Here is a 20,300-nt window from a genome sequence, read left to right as displayed (position 1 = left end):
CCCGCCGAAGCACGGGGTGCGGCCGGGGCGTCAAGGGAAACTTAGACTCTTCCTCCTAGGCTTCGCGCCGCAACGTTCATGAACGGATCACCCATGGCGTCCCCGAAATTCCGCCTCGTGACGCGCAGCGATTTCGATGGCCTGGTCTGCGGCATGCTCCTGCGCGAGCGCGACCTGATCGACGAGATCAAGTTCGTTCATCCGAAGGACATGCAGGACGGGATCGTGCCGATCACTTCCCGCGACATCATCACCAACCTCCCCTACGTGCCGGGCTGCCACCTCGCCTTCGACCACCACGCGAGCGAGGTGGCCCGGGCGGGCGGGCGCACGAGAACCACCTCATCGACCCGGCCGCCCCCTCGGCGGCGCGCGTCGTCTACGACCATTTCGGCGGGGCGAGCGCCTTCCCGCGCATCAGCCCCGACCTGATGGCGGCGGTCGACAAGGCGGATTCGGCCCAGTTCGGCCGCGAGGAGATCCTCGATCCGAAGGGCTGGGTCCTGATGAATTTCCTGATGGATTCGCGCACCGGGCTCGGGCGGTTCCGCGACTTCCGCATCTCCAACTACGACCTGATGATGCAGCTGATCGAGCGCTGCCGCGACCTCTCGGTCGAGGAGGTGCTGGCGCTGCCGGACGTGCGCGAGCGCGTCGACCTCTACGAGGCGCACCGGGAGCCGTTCGTCGCGCAGCTGCGCCGCTGCACGACGGTGCACGGCAAGCTCGCCCTGATCGACCTGCGGGACGAGGAGGTGATCTACGCCGGCAACCGCTTCATGGTCTACGCGCTGTTCCCGGATTGCGACGTCTCGGCCCACGTCATGTGGGGCCTGCGCAAGCAGAACACCGTCTTCGCGATCGGCAAGTCGATCCTCGACCGCGGCTCGCCGGCGGATATCGGCGCGATCTGCCTCTCCTTCGGCGGGGGCGGGCACCGGGCGGCGGGCACCTGCCAGATCCCGAACGACCAGGCGGAGAGCGTCAAGGCGCGGCTCGTGGGCCTGCTCTCGGGTGCTCAGCCCAAGATCGCGGCCTGATCCGGGTTCGAAAGCGCGCCTCGGCTGGGCGGAAAGCTCTATCATCGAGCCGCATTTCCCTGCTATCGGGAAGGTATGACGCAGGGTCAGAAAGGTTCGCCCCGATCTCTCGACGAGACCGACCGGCGCGAACTGGTCGATCTCCTCTACGCCTCGCTGCCGCAGTTCGTCGCCTCGACCGGGATCGCCACCCTCGGCGGCGCGACGATCGCGGCGGTCGGGCGCGACCTCGTCGACGCCGCGATCGCCGCGGCGCTCGGGGTGATCGGGCTCGCCCGCATCGGGAGCCTGCTGCACTATCCGCGCGGGCGGTCCCTGACCGCCGCCGAGGTCCGGCGCTGGGAGCGGATCTACGGCGCCGGGGCCGCCCTGTTCGCGGCGGCCTTGGGGGCGCTCGCGTGGCGGGCGCTCGACCGGGACGACGCGCCCGGCGCGTGGCTCAGCTTGGGCCTCGCGGTCGGCTACTGCGTCGGCCTCATGTCCCGGGCGGCCGTGTGCCCCTGGATCGTGATGCTGGCGACGGCCGTGCTCTTCGCACCGATCCTGGTCGGCGGCCTGATGCGGCCGGAGCCCGCCTATCAGGTCGGCGCCGCCATTCTGGTGCCGTTCTGGCTGACGGTGCGCGAATCCGCGCGCCACCTCAGCGGCGCCTTCATCGAGCGCCTCGAGGCGAAGCGCGCCCTGGCGCACCAGGCCGAGCACGACGCGCTCACCGGGCTGCTCAACCGGGCCGGCTTCCTGGCCCGGCTCGGCGCCGCGCTGGAGCAGGCCGGGAGCCGGCCCTTCGCCCTGATCGCCATCGACCTCGACGGTTTCAAGCGCGTCAACGACCGCCTCGGCCATCCGGTGGGGGACGCCGTGCTGGTCGAGGTCGGGATGCGCCTGCGCCGCTGCCTCGCCCCGGACGACGTCGCCGGGCGCCTCGGCGGGGACGAGTTCATGATTCTGACGCGGGCCGATGGCGGGGTGCCGGCCGCGGCCGAGCGGGCCGAGCGGGTGATCGCCGCCCTGAGTGACCCCTACCCGGTCGCCGAGCCGCAGCGGATCGGGGCGAGCGCCGGCCTCGCGTCGAGCGAGGATTGGCGCGAGGCCCTCGACGCGGCCGCGCTGCTGGAGCGGGTCGACGAGGCGCTCTACGCCGCCAAGCGCGGCGGTCGCGGCCGCTGGTGCGCGGCCCGGCCCGGCGGCGCCGTGGATGGGCCGGCGCCGTGGATGGGCCGGCGGCGGGGTGGCCCGAGAGCCTGCGCCGGGGCCCCGTCGATCAGGCCTGATCCCAACGCAGGCCTCTGAGCTCCCCCCAGGTATTCACCGCATGGCTCCTGCGGCGTCGGACGCGTTGTCCCGCGACGCCGAAGGACGCCGTGTCGCCGCGGCGCGACGCAGGAGATTCGCCGCATGAAGGCTCTGGTCTGGCACGGAACCCAGGATATCCGCTGCGAAACGGTCCCGGATCCGCGGATCGAGGACGACCGCGACGCCATCATCCGGGTGACGACCTGCGCGATCTGCGGGTCCGACCTGCACCTCTACGACCACTTCATGCCCGGCATGGAGCGGGGCGACATCCTGGGCCACGAATCGATGGGGGAAGTGGTCGAGGTCGGCCGCGGCGCGCGATCGGCGCTCAAGGTGGGCGACCGCGTCGTGATCCCGTTCACGATCTTCTGCGGCGAGTGCGACCAGTGCCGGCGCGGCAACTTCTCGGTCTGCGAGCGCTCGAACCGCAACAAGGCCCTCGCCGACAAGGTCTTCGGCCACACCACGGCGGGGCTGTTCGGCTACACGCACCTCACCGGCGGCTATCCGGGCGGGCAGGCCGAGTACCTGCGGGTGCCCTTCGCCGACAGGACGCACATCAAGGTGCCCTCGACGCTGAGCGACGAGCAGCTGCTGTTCCTCAGCGACATCTTCCCGACCGGCTGGCAGGCGGCCGTGCAATGCGACATCGAGCCGACCGACACGGTGGCGATCTGGGGCTGCGGCCCGGTCGGCCAGATGGCGATCCGCTCGGCGATCCTGCTCGGCGCCCGGCAGGTCGTCGCCATCGACTGCGTGCCCGAGCGCCTCAGCATGGCGCGGGCCGGCGGCGCGATCACCATCGACTTCCGCGAGGAGAGCGTGATCGAGCGCCTGAACGACCTCACCAACGGCAAGGGCCCGGAGAAGTGCATCGACTCGGTCGGGCTGGAGGCCCACGCGACCGCGACGCTCGACTCGATGTACGACCGCGCCAAGCAGGCGGTGATGCTGGAGACCGACCGGCCGCACGTGCTGCGCGAGATGATCTACGTCTGCCGCCCGGCCGGCATTTTGTCGATCCCGGGCGTCTATGGCGGGCTCCTCGACAAGATCCCGTTCGGCGCCCTGATGAACAAGGGTCTGACCGTCCGCACCGGCCAAACCCACGTCAACCGCTGGACCGACGACCTGCTGCGGCGGATCGAGGAGGGCCAGATCGATCCCTCCTTCGTCATCACCCACACGGTCGGCCTCGACCAGGGGCCCGAGATGTACCGGACCTTCCGGGACAAGAAGGACAATTGCATCAAGGTCGTGCTGAAGCCGTGATCCGCTGTCCGGACGTGATCGTCCGGACAGCGGATCACAAGCCCGCGCGGCGCCTGAGCGAAGCCGACATCCGCATTGCCAAGCAATCCGTCGGATGCCGGATCACGCTTCCGCCGCGGGGCGGGGCGCGGAGGATGTCGAGGCGTGCCGCACCCGCCTGAACCGGGCGTGCCGGAGAGCTTTGGACTGAGGGGCCGCGGCCCGACCGGCGCGACCATTCCGGACATCCGCCCGGACACTCGGAGGAACCCCCATGCCCGCCACCCGTCCCGACCAGACCCTGCTCTCCCGCCGCACGGCCGACACCCTCGCCAAGGGGCTCGGCCTGTTCTCGATCGGGCTCGGGCTCGTCGAACTCCTGGCTCCCCGCCGGGTGACCCGCACCCTCGGCATGCCGGGCTTCGAGGGCGTGGTGCAGGCCTACGGCGTGCGCGAGATCACCAACGGCCTCGCCATCCTGGTCACGCACGACCCGGCGCCCTGGCTCTGGACGCGGGTCGGGGGCGATGCGCTCGACCTCGCCACCCTGGCCACCGGCCTCGACAGCGAGAATTCGCGCAGGTCCCACGTCATGCTGGCCTTCGCGGCGGTGGCCGGGGTGACGGCGGCCGACGTCCTCTGCGCCAAGGCGCTGGAGGGGCAGCGCGAGACCCATCGCGGGCCCTTCCGCGACTTCAGCGACCGCAGCGGCTTCCCGCGCCCGCCGGGCGCCATGCGGGGCGCGGCCCGCGACTTCGAGGCGCCGAAGGATTTCCGCACGCCCGAGCTGCTGCGCGGCTTCGACCAGGCGCGCTTCGCCGGCTCCAAACCCTTCACGGGCTCCGCACCCTTCACGGGCTCCAAGCCCGCCACGGGCCCGCAATCCGGCGCGGGCGGGCAGCCCGTCACCGGAAGTCCCGCGTCCTGATCCGCAGGGCGCCGGCCGGGCGGGCGAGGCCCCGCGCGTCGCCGCCGCCGTGGCGCGCCTCGTCCCCGCGCCCGCCCGGCGGCGGCAGCGGGGCGCCGCGCCCGCCCACCTGCGCCAGCAGGTCCGAGAGGTCGATCAGGTGCTCGGCGACGAGGTGGATCACCTCGCCCTCCCGCTGCACCCGGCCGCGGGCCGCCATCATGCCGGCCGAGAGGATCAGGCCGCGCTGGCGGGCGAAGAGCGAGGGCCAGACCACGAGGTTGGCCACGTCGGTCTCGTCCTCGAGGGTGATGAACATCACGCCCTTGGCCGAGCCCGGCTTCTGGCGCACCAGCACCAGCCCCGCCACCGTCACCCGCGCCCCGTCCCGCAGGCGCCGCAGCGCCGCGCAGGCGCTCATCCCGTCCCGGGCGAGGTCGGGACGCAGGAAGGCGACCGGGTGGCGGCCGAGGCTGAGGCCCGCGGCCCGGTAATCCGCCACCACGCCGGCGCCCTCCGGCATCGGCGCCAGCGCCACCGCGGGCTCGTCGAGTTCCGGCCGGATCGCCGCCTCGCGGGCATCCGCCGCCGCGAAGAGGGGGAGCGGCACCGGGGCGAGGCCCCGGATCGCCCAGAGCGCCTCCCGGCGCCCGAGGCCCAGCGACCCGAACGCGTCCGCCGCCGCGAGGCTCTCCAGGGCCCTGAGCGGGACGGCGGTGCGGCGCCAGAGATCCTCCGGCGAGCGGAAGAGATCCGCCTCGCGCACGGTGGCGATCCGGGCGCCCTCCGCGTTGGCGAGGCCCCGCACCAGGCGCAGGCCGAGCCGCACGGCGAGGCGCGGTCCCTCGGCCTTCTCCAGGGTGCAATCCCAGCGCGAGGCGTTCACGTCGATCGGGCGCACCGGCACGCCGTGCCGGCGGGCGTCCCGCACGATCTGGGCGGGGGCGTAGAAGCCCATCGGCTGCGCGTTGAGGAGGGCGCAGCAGAACACGTCCGGATGGTGGCACTTCAGCCAGGACGAGGCGTAGGCGATGAGCGCGAAGGAGGCCGCGTGGCTCTCCGGGAAGCCGTAGGAGCCGAAGCCCTCGAGCTGCCGGAAGGTGCGCTCGGCGAAGTCCGCCGCGTAGCCGTTGCGGATCATCCCGGCGATCAGCTTCTCGCGGTAGAGGCCGATCTTGCCGTTGGCCTTGAAGGTCGCCATGGCGCGGCGCAGCCCGTCCGCCTCCGCGGGGGTGAAGCCGGCCGCCACGATCGCGACCTGCATGGCCTGCTCCTGGAAGAGCGGCACGCCGAGCGTCCGCTCCAGCACGCTCCTGAGCGCCTCGCTCGGGTATTCGGGCCGCTCGATCCCGCGGCGGCGGCGCAGGTAGGGATGGACCATGTCGCCCTGGATCGGGCCGGGACGCACCACCGCGACCTCGATGGTGAGGTCGTAGAGGTTCCTGGGCTGCATCCGGGGCAGCATCGCCATCTGGGCCCGGCTCTCGATCTGGAACACGCCGAGCGTGTCGGCGCGCCGGATCATCGCGTAGGTGGCCTCGTCCTCCGGCGGGATCGCGGCGATCTCCCGCGGCGGGTCGGTCTCGCCCCGGTGCTCGCCCAGGAGCGCGAAGGCCCGGCGCAGGCAGCCCAGCATGCCGAGCCCGAGCACGTCGACCTTCATGAACCGGAGGGCCTCGATGTCGTCCTTGTCCCACTCGATGGTCTGGCGGTTCTCCATCGTCGCGGGGGTGATCGGGCAGAGCTCGTCGAGGCGGTCGAGGGTGAGCACGAAGCCGCCCGGATGCTGGCCGAGATGGCGCGGCGTGCCGATCAGCGCCCGGGCGAGGTCGAGGGTCAGGCGCAGGCGGCGATCCGCGAGGTTGAGGTTGAGGGCCCGCGCCTCCCGCTCGCCGACCCCCTCCCGCGACCAGCCCCAGACCAGGCGGGCCAGCGCCCCGGTCACGTCCTCGGGCACGCCCAGCACCTTGCCGACCTCGCGCACGGCCCCGCGGGCGCCGTAGCGGATCACCGTGGCGGTGAGCGCCGCGCGGTGGCGCCCGTAGGTCGCGTAGACCCACTGGATCACCTCCTCGCGCCGCTCGTGCTCGAAATCGACGTCGATGTCGGGCGGCTCGTCCCGGTTGTCGGAGACGAAGCGCTCGAACAGCAGCTTCTGGCGCACCGGATCGATCGCGGTGATGCCGAGGCAGTAGCAGACGACCGAGTTCGCCGCCGAGCCGCGCCCCTGGCAGAGGATGCCCTGGCGCTGGGCGAAGCGCACGATCGCCTCGACGGTGAGGAAGTAGGGGGCGTAGCCCTTGCGGGCGATGAGCTCGAATTCGTGCCGGATCTGCCGGTGCACCTCCTCCGGCACGCCGTCCGGATAGCGCCGGGCCGCGCCCTCCAGGGTCATGGTCTCCAGCCGCTCCAGGGCCGAGCGGCCGTCCTCCCCGACCTCGTCCGGATAGGTGTAGGTGAGGTCGTCGAGGGAGAAGCGGCACGCCTCGGCGATGGCCCGCGCCCGCTCCACGGCCTCCGGATGGCGGGCGAAGAGGCGCGCGGTCTCGGCCGGCGCCTGCAGGTGGCGCCCGGCATGGCGCTCCCGCGCGAAGCCCGCCGCGTCGATCGTGGTGCCGAGGCGGATGCAGGTGACGACGTCCTGCAGCAGGCGCCGCTCGGGGACGTGGTAGAGCACGTCCCCGGTCGCGACGGTGGGGATCCGCGCGGCGCGGGCGAGGTCGGCGACGCGGTCGAGCCGGAGCTGGTCGTTCACCCCGAAGCGGCGGGTGAGGGCGCAATGCGCGCGCCGGCCGAAGACCTCCCGCAGGCGCCCGAGGCGCCGGGGCAGGGCCTCGTCGGGCCGGTCCGCGAGCAGGACCGCGATCAGCCCCTCGCGCCACGCGGCGAGGTCGGAGAGGTCGAGGGTGCAGCCGCCCTTGCCGGCCCGGCCCTTGCCGAGCGTGAGCAGGCGGCAGAGCCGGCCGTAGGCGGCGCGGTCGGTCGGGTAGACCAGGAGGGCGGTGCCGGCATCCGGGCCCGAGAGGTCGAGGCGGCAGCCCGCCACGAGGCGGCAGCCCGTCGCCCGCGCGGCCTCGTGCGCCTTCACGAGCCCGGCCACCGAGTGGCGGTCCGTGACGCCGAGGGCGGTGAGGCCGAGGAGCGCGGCGGTCGCGAACAGCTCCTCCGGCGAGGAGGCGCCCCGCAGGAAGGAGTAGTGCGTGGTGACCTGAAGCTCGACGGTCACGGCGGTCCGCGCCGGGCGAACCCGCCTCTCCCCGATCCGGACGCGCCCGGGCCCGCGGGAGCCATCACGCCTCCCCCACGCCGTGCAGCCACCAGCGCCCGCCCTCCGCCGCCGGCGCGTCGCGGAACAGCCAGTAGCGGGCGCCGGCCTGATCCTCGACCCGGTAATAGTCGCGCATGGCCGAGACCTCCGCGTCGCTGCGCCACCACTCGCCGAAGACCCGCTCGGGCCCGTCCGCCCTCGCCACCCGGCAGCGGCGGCCCCGCCAGGTGAACAGGGCGGGCGCCGCGTCCGGCAGCGCCGCGATGGCCTCGACCCGCTCCGGCGGATCGACGAGCCGGCCCGGGCGCGGCAGGTCCGCCGGCCAGGTCAGGCCCCGCGCCGGGGCGAGGGGCGGCACCCGGCCCACGCTCCGCTCGGGCCACTCGCTCTCCACCGGCGCGGCGCGGAACAGCCGGCCCGGCCCGAGCCGCACCGCGAGCCGGTCGACGAGCTCGCCCATCGCGTCCGGATCCACCTCGCCGGGCGCGGCGAAGGCCGCGATCTGGCGGGCCGAGAGGGGCTCGGCGCGGGAGGCGCAGAGCGACGCCTCCTCGATGCCGAAACCCGGATCGATCCCGCCGAGGCGCTCGCCGAAGAGGCGCGCCAGGTGGGCGGGATCGCGGCTCGGCCGCGCGGTGCCCAGGCGCAGGGCCTGGGGCAGGCCGTCGACGCGCCGGAAGACGAGGTCGAGCCGGCGCGCCCCGAGGCCGCGGCGCTCCAGGTCGCGGGCGAGGAGGCCGGTCAGCCGCTCGACCACCCGCGCGAGCGTCTCGGGCGCCCCGATCGGCTCCGCGAAGGCGAGCCGGGCCCGGGGGGCCTCCGGCGGGGTCAGGTAGGCGAGGGGCTCGGCCGCCGCGCCCAGCGCCTGGTCGAGGCGCGCCGTCACCTCCTCCCCGAAGCGCAGGCGCAGGGGCGCCCGCGGCGTCGCGCGGAGCTGCCCGATCCGGGCCAGTCCGAGCTGCTCCAGCCCGGCCGCGGCCTCGGCGGGCAGGCGCAGCGCCCGCACCGGCAGGGGCGCCAGCGCCTCGCCCTGCCCGGCCGGCGGCACGATCGGCGTCCGCGGCGCGTGGCGCGCCACCGCCCAGGCGGCGCCCGGCGTGTCGGCGAGGCCGAGCTGCACGGCGAATCCCCCCGCCCGGATTCGGCGCGCGAGGTCGGCGAGCATCGCCGCCTCGCCGCCGTGGAGATGCGCGGCCCCCGCGCTCTCGAGGAAGATCCCGTCCGGCGGATCCGGGGCGACGAGGGGCGCGTAGGCGAGGCACCAGCCCGCCAGGCGCCGCAGGCCCGCCGCGTCCTCCTCCGGCTCCGCCTCCACCAGCGCGAGGTCCGCGACCATGCCCTGCGCCTGCGCGAGCGGCATGCCGGGCCGCAGGCCGAGCCGGCGGGCGGCCGCGTCGACCGCGGCCAGGACCCGGCGCGGCCCCTGCGTGGCGACCGTCACCAGGGGCCTATCGGGCGGCACGATGGCGCGGCCCTTCCTCCGCACGCGGTCGGTCGGCCAAGTCGGCAGGCAGATGCAGACGACCCTTCGCATCGGGAGCCTCGACGAGCCATGTCCGGGGTTCGGCACCGCGGGCGCGCAGCAGGGCGAGGGACCAGCGCGCCCGCGTCAGGCCGGGGGCGGAGGCCGGGGAGGGCGCCGCCGCCACGCCCCAGCGGGTGGCGGCGGCGCTCGGCTCGCCGGCGACGCCCTCGCGCCAGCGGCGGATCACCAGGGCGAGGGTGCCGCCCCCCTCCGCGGCGAGCTGGAGCCGCCGCGAGGCGGTGAGCCCGACCCGGGCCGCCTCGCCCACCACCGCCGCGAGCCGGCCGTGCCGCAGCCCCTCCTCCATGGTGGGCAGCACCTCCGCGTCGCGGCGGGTCTCGGCGTAGAGCACCCGGTCGGGATGCAGCCCCACCGCCGCGAGGCCGGGGGCGAAGAGGTCGCGGCCGGCGAGGCACCACAGGACGGGGCCGTCGAGCCGGGCGAGGAGGCCGCCCACGAAGAGGGCGGCGAGGGCCGCGTGGCCGGCGCTCGGCCCGGTCTCCACCACCTCGTGCAGGGCCGCCCGGCGCAGGCCGCCGCCCGGCAGGTGCCGGTCGATCGCCGGGATGCCGAAGGGCAGGGGCGGCCGGGCGCCCGCCCCCGCGTCCCGCTCCAGGCCGCCGATCCGCTCGCGCAGGGCCGCGAGCCGCTGCTCTCGTCCGGTCTCATGCATGCCATGCCCGTCACCGATTCCGAACGCCGATGTTCTTAATTTGTTCTAGCGCGGCAGCGGGTCAAGGCGCGAGTCCGCCCGCTCCGCGCGGGGCCTGGCCTGTGGACGGGTGTGGACAACCTGCCCGGTCCCGGCGACACCGCCACCCGCGCCGGGTGTGGTGCCGCCACAACAAGACCACCAAGGCCGGCCACGGCCGTCGCTCCGTCCGCGAGGGAATGTCCCGACGATGGCGCCGCTCTTCTTCCTGCACGTCCCGGGCACGGGCGACGGCCTCCTGCGGGCGGCCCGCGCCGCCTTCCCGCCGGAGCGCCTGTTCACGCTCTACGGCCCGGGCAGTCCGGAGACGCATCCCTTCGCCGAGGCGACGGTCTATGGCCGGCCCGACCTGTCGACCGCCGACAAGTTGCGGCTGATCTCGGACTACGTGGCGGGGCACGACATCGCCTTCTACGCCAGTCACCTGAGCGCGGCCTACCTCGCCTGCTTCGATCCGGGGCGGGCCTTCGCGCTGGTCCGGGCGCCGGTGGCGCAGGTGCTGGCGGCCTACCGGGCCCGAATCGCCAAGGACGCTGCCAAGGACGCCGCCAAGGACGCCTCCGAGGGCGCCGCCCCTCCGAGCCTGGAAGCCTTCATCGAGGACAAGGCCAACCAGAACGTCCAGACCCGCGCCTTCGGCTGCGCCGAGGTCGAGGAGATCGCCCTGGTCGGGATCGCGGAGGCCTGCGCGCCCTTCGTGGCGCAGCTCAACCGGCGCTTCGGCCTCGCCTTTCCGGAAACGGCCGCCGGCCCGCAAGCGGAGCCAGGTCCGCAGGCGGACCCGGGCCCGCGGGCGGGCCCAGGCCCGCTGGCGGGCCCGGGAGAGCAGGGCCTGAGCCCGGCCCTGCACGTCTACATCGAGCGCCTGAACGCGTCCGACCTGGATCTCTACGCCCGCGCCGCCGCGCGCTGGGCGCGGCTCAGCCCTCGATCGCCATCAGGCTCGCGTTGCTGAGGACCGAGCGGGTCAGCCGGTCGGCGCCGAGTTCCCCGCCCGAATAGCCGAGGAGCTCGGCCAGCCGGTCGCGGGCGCGGCAGACGCGGCTCTTCACCGTGCCGACCTTGCACTGCATCAGCGCGGCGGCGTCCTCGTAGGAGAGGTCCCCGACCGCCACGAGGAGCAGGGCCTCCCGCTGCTCGGCGACCAGCTTGTTGAGCGCCTCCTGCAGATCCTGCACGTCGAGCCGGTCCCCCTGGTTGGGGGCGGTGGTCAGGCGCGCGGAATAGACGCCCTCGCCGTCCTCCACCTCGCGGGAGCGCTTGCGGTGCTCCGAGTAGAAGGCGTTGCGCATGATCGTGAACAGCCACGCGCTGAGATTGGTGCCGTCCTCGAATCGGTCGCGGTTCTGCCAGCCCTTGAGCAGGGTGTCCTGCACGAGGTCGTCGGCCCGGGCCGGGTTCGCCGTCAGGGTGAGGGCGAAGCGCCGCAGGGAGGGGGCGGCGGCCAGGAGCTCGTCGCGGAAGCGGTCCTTGCGCGGCGCGCCGAGCGCCGCGAGGGCCTTGTCGAGGCGCCCGAGGAGGTCCGAGAAGGCGGCCGGCGCCTCGATGTCGCCGAGCGCCGCGTAAGCGTCGCGCAGCTGGCGGCCGAGATGCTCCTGCACCTCGACGGGAAGGGTCGGAGGCGTCGCCGGCCCCGGCTTGGCCCGGCGGGCGGAGGAAGAATCAGTCATTGGCCTGCACGGTGACGCGGGGGGACACCTGAAGCTAGACCATGAGTGTGAAATGCGCGAGCGTCTTGCGCCAGTCACAGGTGCGCGAGCGCACATGCGGACGGGCCGGCGGCGCGCTGAACGGTCGGCCCCGCCGTCATCGACGGCGAGGCCCCGAATGCTCGAATCAGAGCTTGCTCTTCACCGTGTCGGCGGCGTTCTTGATGCCTTCCTTAGCGTCGCCCACCGTCCGCTGGGCCTCACCCTTGAGTTCCTGGGCCTTGCCCTCGGCCTTCAGCTTCTCGTCGCCGGTGAGATTGCCGACACCTTGCTTGATGTTGCCGGCCGCTTCATTGGCGGCGCCCTTGACCTTGTCGGTGAAGCTGCTCATCGGGATCTCCTGTTGAGGTGACCGTTATTGTCGGTCCAGGCCCTAGGAACAGCTGGGGCGCGGGATGGTTCCGCTGCGTTGCGCTCCCGCGCCCCTTTCGTCAGTGGCTCGCCGCCTCCCGCGCCGGGGCGGGCCGGGTCCGGCCGGGACGGCCCTCCTCCTCCCGCACCCGGCGGCGCTGGAACAGGCGCATCACCACCACGAAGAAGACCGGCACCAGGATGACGGCCAGCACCGTGGCCGAGATCATGCCCCCCATCACGCCCGTGCCGATCGCCTGCTGGCTCTTCGAGGCCGCGCCCACCGCGATGGCGAGGGGCACGACGCCGAAGATGAAGGCGAGCGAGGTCATCACGATCGGCCGGAAGCGCAGCCGCGCGGCCTCGACCGTCGCCTCGACCAGCCGCGTGCCGGGGCGCCACAATTCGCGGGCGAACTCGATGATCAGGATCGCGTTCTTGGCCGAGAGGCCGATGATCGTGATCAGCCCGATCTTGAAGTAGACGTCGTTGGGCATGTCGCGCAGCATCACGCCCACCACCGAGCCGACGACGCCGAGGGGGATGACCAGCATCACCGAGAGCGGGATCGACCAGCTCTCGTAGAGGGCCGCGAGGCACAGGAACACGATCAGCACCGAGAGGGCCAGCAGCAGGGTCGCCTGCGAGCCCGCCTGCTTCTCCTGCAGCGACTGGCCGGTCCAGGTGTAGCCGAAGCCCTTGGGCAGCTGGGTCATCAGCCGCTCCATCTCGGCGATCGCCTCGCCCGACGTGTAGCCCGCGGCCGGCTCGCCGGTGATGCGCACCGACTGGTAGCCGTTGAAGCCGATGATCTGGGCCGGGCCCACGCTCCACGTCAGGTCCGCGAAGGAGGCCATCGGCACCATCGTGCCCTGCTGGTTCTTCACGCCGTAATTCAGCAGGTCGCTCGGGTTCAGCCGCTGGGCGGCCTCCGCCTGCACGATCACCCGCTGCATCTTGCCCCGGTTCGGGAAGTCGTTGGTGTAGACCGAGCCGAGGTTGACCTGGATGGTCTGGTTGATCTCGTCGAAGGAGACGCCGAGCGCGGCCGCCTTCTCGCGGTCGATGACGAGTTCGGCCTGCGGCGCGGGCGGCAGCCCCTCCACGTAGACGTTCTTCAGGACCGGGCTCTTGCGGGCGAGCGAGAGCAGCTGCTCCTGCGCCGCCATCAGGGCGGAGTAGCCCTTCTGGGCGCGGTCCTGCAGGCGGAAGCTGAAGCCCGAGGCGTTGCCGAGATTGTCGATCGGCGGCGGCTCCAGCGCCTGGATCACCGCGTCCTTGTAGCTCGCCAGGGCCTTGTTGGTCCCCGCCACCAGGGCGGCGGCGGACTGGTCCGGCCCGCGCTGCGACCAATCCTTGAGGGTGACGAAGGCCTGCGAGGTCATCTGGCCCTGCCCCGAGAAGGAGAAGCCGTTGACGACCGTCACCGTCGCCACCCCGGGCTGGGCCATCAGGTGCTCCTCGACCGCCTTCACCGCCGCGAGCGTGCGGTTGAAGGAGGCGCCCGGCGGCGTCTGGATGTCCACCGTGAAGAAGCCCTGATCCTCGACCGGCAGGAAGCCCTCGGGCAGGCGCACGAAGGCGAAGGCCACGCCGGCGACCAGGATCAGGTAGATCGCCATCATCCGGCCGGCCTTGGCGATGGTCCAGCGCACGCCGCGCCCGTAGCGCTCGGTCTCGCGCTCGACCACGCGGTTGAACCAGCCGAAGACGCCGCCCTTGGCGTGGCCGTGCCCCTTCTCGATCGGCTTGAGCATCGTCGCGCAGAGGGCGGGCGTCAGCGACAGGGCCAGCACCGCCGAGAAGGCGATCGAGGTCACCATGGCGATCGAGAACTGGCGGTAGATGATGCCGACCGAGCCGGGGAAGAACGCCATCGGGATGAACACCGCCACCAGCACCAGCGTGATGCCCACGATGGCGCCGGTGATCTGGCTCATCGCCTTGCGGGTGGCCTCCTTCGGGGAGAGGCCCTCCTCGTTCATGATCCGCTCGACGTTCTCCACCACCACGATCGCGTCGTCGACCAGGATGCCGATGGCCAGCACCATGCCGAACATGGTGAGCACGTTGACCGAGAAGCCGGCCAGCAGCATCACCGTGCAGGTGCCGAGCAGGGCGATCGGCACCACGATCGTCGGGATCAGCGTGTAGCGGATGTTCTGCAGGAACAGGAACATCACCACGAACACCAGAACCACCGCCTCGACCAGCGTCATCATCACTTTCTTGATCGAGGCCTTGACCGCCGGGGTGATGTCGTAGGGGATGTCCCATTTCACGTTCGAGGGGAAGAACTGCGAGAGTTCCTCCATCTTGGCGCGGATGGCCTTGGCGGTCTCGAGGGCGTTGCCGTCCGGGGCGAGGGTCACCGAGATGCCGGCCGCCTCGCCGCCGTTGAGGCGGGTGGTGAACTTGTAATCCTCGCCGCCGAGTTCGATCCGGGCGACGTCGCGCAGCCGCACGGTCGAGCCGTCCGGATTGGCCCGCAGCACGATCGCGCCGAACTCCTCGGGCGCCCGCATCTGGCCCTTGACGATGATCGGGGTGTTGACCGCGTGGCCGGCCGGGCTCGGCTGGGCCCCGACCGCGCCCGAGGCGATCTGGGCGTTCTGGTTCTGGATCGCCCGCGTCACGTCCGAGGCGCTGAGCGAGAGCCCGCGCAGCTTGTCGGGATCGACCCAGATGCGCAGCGAGCGCTCGGTCGAGTAGAGGGTGGCGCGGCCGACGCCCGGGATGCGCCGGATCTCGTTGATGACGTTGCGGATGAGGAAGTCGCCGAGCGCCACCTCGTCCATCGAGCCGTCCGTCGAGACGAGCGTGATGATGTTGAGGGTCGCCGCGGAGGCCTCCTCGACCAGGATGCCCTGCTGGCGCACCTCGGCCGGCAGGCGCGCCTCGACGCGCTTGAGGCGGTTCTGGACCTCGACGGCGGCGTAGCCCGGGTCGGTGCCCGGCTCGAAATTGGCCGTGATCTCGACCACGCCGAAGGAATCGGAGGCCGATTCGAAGCTCTGGATGTTGGCCGCGCCGTTGAGCTCGTCCTCGATCAGGCGGGTCGTGCCGGTGTAGAGGTCCTCCACCGAGGCGCCCGGATAGGCGGTCGAGAGGGCGATCGAGGGCGGCGCGATGATCGGGTACTGCGCCACCGGCAGGAGCGGGATCGTGAGGGCGCCGCCCAGGCAGATGAACAGGGCGACGACCCAGGCGAAGACCGGGCGGTCGATGAAGAAGCTCGCCATGCCGCGCCCCCTCAGCGGCGCCCGGCGCCGGCCGCGGCGGTCTGCCACGGCACCGGCTTCACCACGGTTCCGGCCACGATCTTCTGGAAGCCCTCGGTGACGACGCGGTCGCCGGCCTTCAGGCCCTCGCGGATCACCCACTGGCCCTCGACCACGGGCCCGACCTCGACCGGGTGGAGCATGACCTTGTCGTTCTCGCCCACGAGCCAGACCTCCGCCCGGCCGTCGTTGGAGCGGTGGACCGCCTGCTGGGGCACCGCGATCGCGTCCGCGTCGATGCCCTGGCGGATGCGCGCGCGGACGTACATGCCCGGGAAGAGCTCGTTGCGGGGGTTGGGGATCTCGACGCGCAGCGTGACCTGGCCGGTGCTCGGGTCGGCGGTCACGTCCGAGAACAGCAGCCGGCCGGGCTCCGGGTAGAGCGAGCCGTCGTCCATGATCAGGCGCACGGTGGCGACGTCGGGGGCGACGCTCGCCAGTTCCCCGCTCGCGAGGTCGCGGCGCAGCTTGTTGAGCTCGCTCACCGACTGCGTGATGTCGACGTAGATCGGGTCGAGCTGCTGGATCGTCGCGAGGTTGGTGGCGCTGCCCTGCTCGATCAGGGCGCCCTCGGTGACGAGGGCGCGGCCGATGCGGCCGGAGATCGGGGCGCGCACGTCGGTCCAGTTCAGGTTGAGCTTGGCGCGGTCGCGCGCCGCCCTGGCGCCGGCGACCTCCGCCTCGGCCTGCTTCTGGGCCGCGTAGGCGGCGTCGTACTGCGCCTGGCTCGCGGTCTGGCGCGACAGCAGGGTCTCCAGCCGCTCGGCCTGCTGGCGGGCGAGCACCAGGGCGGCCTCGGCGCGGGCGAGCGTCGCCTCGGCGCTGTCGAGCTCGACCCGGTAGGGCGCGGGGTCGATCTTGTAGAGGAGGTCGCCCTCCTTGACCTGGCTGCCCTGCTGGAAGGCGCGGGTGATCACGAGGCCGGAGACGCGGGCGCGGACCTCGGCGATGCGGGTCGGCGCGACGCGGCCGGGCAGGTCGCGCTCGAACGGGATCGGCTGATTGCGGACGGTCACGATGCCGACCTCCGACGGCGGGGCCTCCGCCGGCGCGGCAGCATTCTGCTGCGCGGGCTTGCAGGCGCCGAGGAGGAGGGCGGCGGCGGTGACGAGGGCGAGGCGGTGCATCACGGGCAGCGAACTCCTGCGCGCGGCGAGGCTCTCCGGCCCCGGCGACGCGGCGATGGCGATGAGGCGAGCGGCCCGGCCCGCGGGCGCGGGCCGAGGCCTGGCCGGCGCGGGGAGGCGGCCGGCGGCGATCGTCGGGTGGGGATCGGGAAGGGGGAGCGCCGCGGCGCGTCATCCGACATCCGGTTGATTGCGTCGCAATGCGGATGTCGGCTTCGCTCAGGCGCCGCGCTCAGGCGCCGCGCAGGCTCGTGATCCGGGAGCCGCTTCGATCAAGCGGATCCCGGATCAGGCGCCCGGGGCCGCGCGGTCGCGGCCGGTCAGGCGGTCTTCGGGGGCCTGTCGAGCCGCGCCGCGCGGGCGGGCGGCCGGGATCCGAGGTCGCGGGGCGGCAGGATCACCGTGGAGGCGGTCGCGCCCGGCGCCGCGGTCGCGACCGGGCTCGCGCCCTGGGCGCCGTCGTCGCTGGGGCGGATCGGCTCGGCCGGGGCCGAGACGCTCGCGATGCAGCGCAGCGCGTGGGCGGAGAGATCGGCGTGAAGGCTCGCGTCGATCATCTCCGGAGTGACGGCGCGCATCACCGGGCCGCCCCCGACCGGGGCCGCCGAGGCCGTCGATGCGGCGAGCAGCAGGGCGGCGAGGCCCAGGAGGGCCGCCGCGCAGCACCGCAGGAGGGGAGCGAGGCGCGTCATCACGGAGCTTCACAGTGGGGGGCGTGGTGCAGTGCCGCAAGCCTCCCGCGACATTCTGTCGAGGGTGGGGCGGCGCTCCCCGGTTCAGCGCCGCGCCGCCAGCAGGGTCCGGGCGACCGCCGGGCCCGCCACCTCGATCCCGAGGCCGCGGGCGAGCGCCGCCAGGGCCGCGACCTGGGCGGCGTTGTCCGGGGCGAGGCTGCCGTCCGGCCGCCAGAGATTGTTCTCGAACCCGACCCGGACGTCGCCGCCGAGGCAGGCCGCCGCGATCAGGCAGGCCGCCTCCCGCCGCCCGAAGGCGCACAGCGCCCAGGGCAGGTCGAGGTGGTGGCCGGAATTCCAGGCCGCCAGGAAGGGCAGCAGGTCGGAGGGTTGCGAGCGCTGGCCGGTGCTGTAGCGGCCGAGCACGAAGAGCACGCTCGCGCGCTGGAGCGGGATCAGGCCGCGGGCGACCAGGCCCTGGAAGCGCGTGACGTCGCCCGCATCGTACAGGATGTGCTGCACCAGCGTGCCCGCCCGGGCCTGCCCGGCCAGGAAGGACGCGGCGGCGGCCTCGTCGTCCGGCTCCGCGAAGAGTTCGCGCACCGCCACCGAGAAGGCCTCGGGCCGCAGGGCGGCGATCGCCGCCATCTGCTCGGCCGGCGCGTAGAGGCCGACCGCCTCCGTCGTCACCTGGACGATCATCTCGGGGCCGGCCTCCCGGCGCACCGCCGCGATGGCCTCGCGGTAGCGGTCGAGGTCGAGCGTGTGGCGATCCTCCGCGTCGCGCACGTGCAGGTGGATCATCGCCGCCCCGGCCTCCCGGCAGCGGGCGGCTTCGAGCCCGACCTCCCGCGGCGCCAGGGGCAGGGCCGGGTGATCGCTCTTGGCGAGGCGGGCGCCGTTGGGGGCGACCGCGATGATCAGGGGCTTGGTCACGCGTGGTCCTCCGGAGCGTCGGCGGGCTCCGGGACCACCGTCACCCGCGCCTTCAGGATCTCGATCAGCGCCCGGTCCCGCCGGGCCTCCAGCTCCGCCACCGAGAGGCCGGCCGCCTCCTCGGCGACGCCCGCCACGATCGCGGCCCGCACCTCCGGCGTCAGCGCGGGCCGGCCGAGCGAGGCCCAGCGCCGCTCCTGGCTCGGGCCGAGATGGGCGAGGTAATGGGCGATGCCGCCCGGACCGCCGCCCAGGTGGTAGGTCATGTGCGGCCCCATCGCGGCCCAGCGCAGGCCCGGCCCGTGGCAGAGCGCGGCGTCGATATCCGCCACGCTCGCCACCCCCTCGGCGACGAGGTTGACCGCCTCCCGGTAGAGCGCCGCGGTGAGGCGGTTGGCGATGTGGCCCGGCATCTCGCGGCGCAGGATCACGGGCCGGCGCCCGAGGCCGCGGTAGAAGCCGGCGGCGCGGGCGGCCGCCGCCTCGCTCCCGGCCACGATCTCGACCAGCGGCACGAGGTGGGGCGGGTTGAACGGATGCGCGACGAGGACGCGCTCGGGCCGGGCGCAATCGGCCACGATGGCGCTGCGCAGGAGCGCCGAGGTGCTGCTCGCCACCAGCACGCGCGGCGGCAGCAGGCGGTCGATCTCGGCGAGGAGCGGGCGCTTCAGCGCCTCGCTCTCGGGCGCGTTCTCCTGCACGAAATCCGCGCCGTCGAGGGCCTCCGCCGCCGAGGCGCGGAAGTCCAGGCGGCCCGCGCCGCGCAGGCCGAACCCGGCGAGCTGCGCCCGCGCGCCCGCCACGAAGGCGAGGAGCCGCGCCTCGGCGCCCGGCGCCGGGTCCGTCGCCGCCACGTCGAGGCCGTGGGCGAGGAACAGGGCCGCCCAGCTCGCCCCCACGGTACCGCAGCCGATCACGGCGACGCGCCGCACGCTCTCCGGGCTCTCCGACACGCTCCGCCTCCTCCCGCCATCCGCGAGTCTAAAGTCTTAGGCCCCCGCGCAGTATCCGTCTTCCAGCCGGCTCGACCTTTGTCCAGTATCCGCGGCCAACGAGCCGGGACCCCGAGAGCCCGGCCAGACCCGACCGGGAGAGACGCATGCTGACACGCCTCGCGGCCCTCGCCGCGTTCATCGCGGCCTGGGCCGGACCCGCCTCCGCCGAGGACGTGGTCCGCCTCGGCAACCTGAAATTCGCCCATTACGGCGCCATCTCCTACATGAAGGAGATCGCGCCCAAATACGGAATCCGCATCGACGAGAAGGTCTTCGCCAAGGGCGCCGACATCTACCCGGCGATGGCGGTCGACCAGATCGACATCTCGGCCTCCGGCGCCGACGGGGCGGTGGCGGCGCGCGGCAACGGCGTGAAGCTGCTGGTCGTGGCGGGCTTCGCCAATGGCGGGGTGCGCATCCTCGGCCGGCCGGACCTCGGCGCCAAGACCCTCGCGGACATCAAGGGCAAGAAGGTCGCCACCGTTCGGGGCGGCACGCAGGACCTGATGCTGCTCGCCGAACTGGAGAAGAACGGCCTGACCTGGTCCGACCGGCCCGGCAAGGACGTGCAGCTGATCTACTTCAACAACTACGCCGACCTGAATCAGGCTCTCGCCCAGAAATACGTCGACGTGATCTGCCAGAGCGAGCCGCAATCGACGCAGGCGATCTCGGCCGGCTGGGGCACCGAGATCGTCAAGCCCTACGACACCCCGGTCGGCATTCCCTACCGGCCGCTCGTCATGACCGAGAAGATGTATGCCGAGAAGCCGGACGTGGCGGCCCGGGTGCTCAAGGTCTTCGTCGAGGCGACCAAGACCTTCATCGAGAAGCCGGACCTCGCCGAGAAGTACGTGCGCGAGCAGGTCTTCAAGGGACAGCTCTCGTCCCAGGACTACAAGGACGCCATGACGAACGCGGCCTTCACGTACGACATCCCGGCCGGCCACATGCAGGTCACGGCCGACCTGATGCACAAGTACGGGCTCGGCAAGATGGTGAGCCCGCCGAAGAGCGACGCGGAGTGGGTGAAGCTCGACCTTCTGGAGAAGGCCAAGGCGGAGCTGGGCGCCAAGACCAATTAGGACCACCAACTCATCCGAAATCCGACGGATTGAGTCGCCATGCGGAGGTCGGCTTCGCTCACGCGCCGCGCGGGCTTGTCAGACGCTGTCCGGACGATCACTTCCGGACAGCGTATCAGATCAACTGACGCTCCGAACCGACG

General features: G+C 73.1%; 17 protein-coding genes. 7 read left to right on the top strand and 10 right to left on the bottom strand.

From position 1 onward, the window contains the following. The first annotated feature begins 93 nt into the window (after nt 1–93). The 5 genes from MET2598_RS42005 to MET2598_RS0102620 all read left to right on the top strand — a co-directional run bounded on the left by MET2598_RS42005 (nt 94) and on the right by MET2598_RS0102620 (nt 4,515). Entirely contained in the window at nt 94–432 is a 339-nt protein-coding gene (locus tag MET2598_RS42005) for a hypothetical protein (RefSeq protein WP_198292996.1), read from the top strand. Beyond that, a complete protein-coding gene (locus MET2598_RS42000; protein ID WP_198292995.1) occupies nt 432–1,040 on the top strand; it encodes a hypothetical protein in 609 nt (202 codons plus the stop codon). The genes MET2598_RS42005 and MET2598_RS42000 overlap by 1 nt, the downstream gene beginning before the upstream one ends. 75 nt (nt 1,041–1,115) lie before the next feature. Then, nucleotides 1,116–2,330, top strand: coding sequence for a GGDEF domain-containing protein (locus tag MET2598_RS0102630; protein WP_018259793.1), 1,215 nt, complete (start codon nt 1,116–1,118; stop codon nt 2,328–2,330). 105 nt (nt 2,331–2,435) lie between these two features. Continuing rightward, nucleotides 2,436–3,608 carry a zinc-dependent alcohol dehydrogenase gene (locus MET2598_RS0102625; RefSeq protein WP_018259792.1) on the top strand — a complete coding sequence of 391 codons (1,173 nt, stop codon included), beginning with the start codon at nt 2,436–2,438 and terminating at the stop codon, nt 3,606–3,608. A 253-nt stretch (nt 3,609–3,861) separates the two neighbouring features. Continuing rightward, nucleotides 3,862–4,515: a DUF4267 domain-containing protein gene (locus tag MET2598_RS0102620; RefSeq protein WP_018259791.1), complete on the top strand. Its 654-nt coding sequence runs from the start codon at nt 3,862–3,864 to the stop codon at nt 4,513–4,515. Here MET2598_RS0102620 and MET2598_RS0102615 read toward each other — a convergent pair. The 3 genes from MET2598_RS0102615 to MET2598_RS0102605 form a co-directional block, all read right to left on the bottom strand. After that, complete coding sequence (locus MET2598_RS0102615; protein ID WP_018259790.1) at nt 4,493–7,720, bottom strand: error-prone DNA polymerase; 3,228 nt, start codon at nt 7,718–7,720, stop codon at nt 4,493–4,495. The genes MET2598_RS0102620 and MET2598_RS0102615 overlap by 23 nt on opposite strands. Nucleotides 7,721–7,784: 64 nt before the next feature. Then, nucleotides 7,785–9,296, bottom strand: a complete 1,512-nt coding sequence (locus tag MET2598_RS0102610; RefSeq protein ID WP_236728654.1) for a DNA polymerase Y family protein — start codon at nt 9,294–9,296, stop codon at nt 7,785–7,787. Continuing rightward, the gene (locus MET2598_RS0102605; protein ID WP_012334228.1) at nt 9,211–9,960 is read right to left on the bottom strand and encodes an ImuA family protein; all 750 of its coding nucleotides are present in this window, start codon (nt 9,958–9,960) and stop codon (nt 9,211–9,213) included. The genes MET2598_RS0102610 and MET2598_RS0102605 overlap by 86 nt, the downstream gene beginning before the upstream one ends. 229 nt (nt 9,961–10,189) lie before the next feature. Here MET2598_RS0102605 and MET2598_RS0102600 point away from each other — a divergent pair, with 229 nt between their 5' ends. Then, nucleotides 10,190–10,954 (top strand): hypothetical protein, encoded by a 765-nt coding sequence (locus tag MET2598_RS0102600; protein WP_018259788.1) that lies wholly within the window; start codon nt 10,190–10,192, stop codon nt 10,952–10,954. Here the strand turns inward: MET2598_RS0102600 and MET2598_RS0102595 are convergent. The 7 genes from MET2598_RS0102595 to MET2598_RS0102565 form a co-directional block, all read right to left on the bottom strand. Beyond that, nucleotides 10,920–11,669 (bottom strand): sigma-70 family RNA polymerase sigma factor, encoded by a 750-nt coding sequence (locus MET2598_RS0102595; protein WP_012334230.1) that lies wholly within the window; start codon nt 11,667–11,669, stop codon nt 10,920–10,922. The two genes, MET2598_RS0102600 and MET2598_RS0102595, sit on opposite strands and share 35 nt — an antisense overlap. 166 nt (nt 11,670–11,835) lie before the next feature. After that, nucleotides 11,836–12,039, bottom strand: a complete 204-nt coding sequence (locus MET2598_RS0102590; RefSeq protein WP_012334231.1) for a CsbD family protein — start codon at nt 12,037–12,039, stop codon at nt 11,836–11,838. A gap of 100 nt (nt 12,040–12,139) precedes the next feature. Next, a complete protein-coding gene (locus tag MET2598_RS0102585) occupies nt 12,140–15,301 on the bottom strand; it encodes a multidrug efflux RND transporter permease subunit (RefSeq protein WP_012334232.1) in 3,162 nt (1,053 codons plus the stop codon). Nucleotides 15,302–15,312: 11 nt separating this feature from the next. Next, the gene (locus MET2598_RS0102580) at nt 15,313–16,467 is read right to left on the bottom strand and encodes an efflux RND transporter periplasmic adaptor subunit (protein WP_018259785.1); all 1,155 of its coding nucleotides are present in this window, start codon (nt 16,465–16,467) and stop codon (nt 15,313–15,315) included. 320 nt (nt 16,468–16,787) lie between these two features. Then, entirely contained in the window at nt 16,788–17,159 is a 372-nt protein-coding gene (locus tag MET2598_RS0102575; protein ID WP_018259784.1) for a hypothetical protein, read from the bottom strand. 84 nt (nt 17,160–17,243) lie between these two features. Next, entirely contained in the window at nt 17,244–18,077 is an 834-nt protein-coding gene (locus MET2598_RS0102570; RefSeq protein WP_018259783.1) for a 3-keto-5-aminohexanoate cleavage protein, read from the bottom strand. Then, nucleotides 18,074–19,030, bottom strand: a complete 957-nt coding sequence (locus MET2598_RS0102565; RefSeq protein WP_018259782.1) for a 3-hydroxyacyl-CoA dehydrogenase NAD-binding domain-containing protein — start codon at nt 19,028–19,030, stop codon at nt 18,074–18,076. Before MET2598_RS0102565 ends, MET2598_RS0102570 begins: the two co-directional genes overlap by 4 nt. A gap of 146 nt (nt 19,031–19,176) precedes the next feature. On the opposite strand from MET2598_RS0102565, the gene MET2598_RS0102560 reads away from it, so the two are divergent. Continuing rightward, nucleotides 19,177–20,157, top strand: a complete 981-nt coding sequence (locus tag MET2598_RS0102560; protein ID WP_012334237.1) for an ABC transporter substrate-binding protein — start codon at nt 19,177–19,179, stop codon at nt 20,155–20,157. Nucleotides 20,158–20,300 lie beyond the last annotated feature (143 nt).

This window comes from Methylobacterium sp. WSM2598 (assembly GCF_000379105.1).
In the GTDB taxonomy this organism is placed as follows: domain Bacteria; phylum Pseudomonadota; class Alphaproteobacteria; order Rhizobiales; family Beijerinckiaceae; genus Methylobacterium.
This window is presented reverse-complemented; position numbering and strand designations above follow the sequence as displayed.